Origin of the sequence: Streptosporangium sp. H16 (genome assembly GCF_051918855.1) — a bacterium.
In the GTDB taxonomy this organism is placed as follows: domain Bacteria; phylum Actinomycetota; class Actinomycetes; order Streptosporangiales; family Streptosporangiaceae; genus Streptosporangium.
In genome coordinates this window covers 1-1,662 of sequence record NZ_JBPXMD010000101.1, presented here as the reverse complement: position 1 = coordinate 1,662, position 1,662 = coordinate 1, and the positions used below count along the sequence as shown (strand labels likewise).

At 69.2% G+C, this 1,662-nt stretch carries 1 protein-coding gene; it reads right to left on the bottom strand.

The annotated features are described in order from the left end of the window. Positions 1-1,472: transposase (locus ACTOQ2_RS43810; protein ID WP_440107935.1), on the bottom strand; the 1,472-nt coding region annotated here is incomplete at its 3' end. Positions 1,473-1,662: the final 190 nt, after the last annotated feature.

Below are 1,662 nucleotides of genomic sequence, written 5' to 3'. Positions count from 1 at the left end.
CTTAGCTTGTTGTTTAACCTCTGAGATCGCGTTTGGCTGTGAGGGACTTCGGTCGTTTGTTGACTTTCCCCAGTTCGTAGCGGGGAGCGCGGTGCTTGTTGCGGGAGCCGGGCGGACGTCCCCGGCCGGGCTTGCCGGGTTTGGGCGCACGGGCCGGACATGACGTTGCCGGGCGGATGTTGCGAAACCCTCGCCGTACCCGAGCCGGACTCAGCCGCCCGGGCAGAGCGGGTCTCTCCCACGAACGGCGCAGGTCCTCCACCAGATGACGGGCCAGGCGCAGCTGGGTGTAGGCGGCGATGATCAGCCAGGTCCAGCGGTCGGCCGCCTGCGGGTTGCGGATCTTCGGCGCGGTCCAGTCCAGGGTCTGCTTGAAGAACCGGAACGTATGCTCCAGGTCGAATCTGCGCAGGAACGCCTGCCACGGCAGGTCGATCCGGGCGGCCGGCAGGCCCACGGCCGAGGACCACAGCCACACCGGCCCGGGGCTGGGCATCGCCCGGCAGCCGTTCCACGCTCAGCCGGATCAGCGTGCCCTCGATGACCGGCAGCTCGCCGTCGTGATCGATCCAGGCGGCCCGGCGGGTGAGCCGATGATGCAGCCGATCCCATGCGGTCGCGATCGCCGTGCCGTAGCGCGTCGTCCGGGTTGAGGCGGCCTGGTCCGGGCTGTGCCAGGTCGCCGGGTCGACGAAACGGAACACGCCGCCGTGCCTGGGTGGACGGCCCCCGGCGGGACTGGCCAGGTTGAATGCTTCGCGCGAGGGCGCCGGACGGTGCAGCACCCGGTCCGAGCGCAGCCGCCCCAGCACCTCCACCGGTAGATCGGCCAGCAGGAAGGCCAGGCGGGGCAGGTCGTAGCCGGCGTCGAACACCAGCAGGACGTCCGGATCACCCGGCCGCCACTGCCCCGCCTCGATCAGACCGGTGAGCAGGGCGCGGACCTGGGCGCGGACCTGGGCGGCGGTCACGGCCGCCACATCGGCCTCGGCCTCCAGCCGCAGCGCGTCCAGAACCTGAGTCCAGGAGGTCCGGCCCGTCTCCAGCGCGGCGATCACCGAGTACGGCCAGCCCGGGATCATCAGATGCTGATCCTTGCTGCGGCCGTAGGTATGGCAGAACGAACGATCCGGGCTGGTGGCGGCATCCGGGCGTAGCCACGGGGACACGTCCACCGCCAGCACCAGGCGTCCGCCCGCCGCCCTGGGCAGCCGCAGAGCGGCCAGCGCCCGCCGGAACCTGCTGATCTCGATGCGGCCCTGGTTCAGCCCGCCGTACAAGGCGCCGTGCCCACGCCGGTGCTCGGGTGCCAGCGCCAGATCCACCAGCGTCGTGACCGGCCCGGCGGTGCACAAGAGCGCGTCGGTCAACTCGAACAGCTCATCGGCCCGAGCGCTCAGACAGGCGTAGAACTCGCCGCGAAAGCCCGACAACGCGGTCAGCGCTTCGGTACGGAGATCTTCCTGGTGCACATCTGGGCTGCATACCGCAGCGCGTGTCAGCATGGACCTCACGGCCACCGCCTTCATCGTGATGTCTTGGTGACTCGACGATGAGGCGGTGGCCACTTTCACATCCAGCGTCCGAGGCGTCACAGCCCGGTATATCGCCTGGCATGGCCTATCGCAGCAGATGTACAAATCCGAGGTTAAACAACAAGCT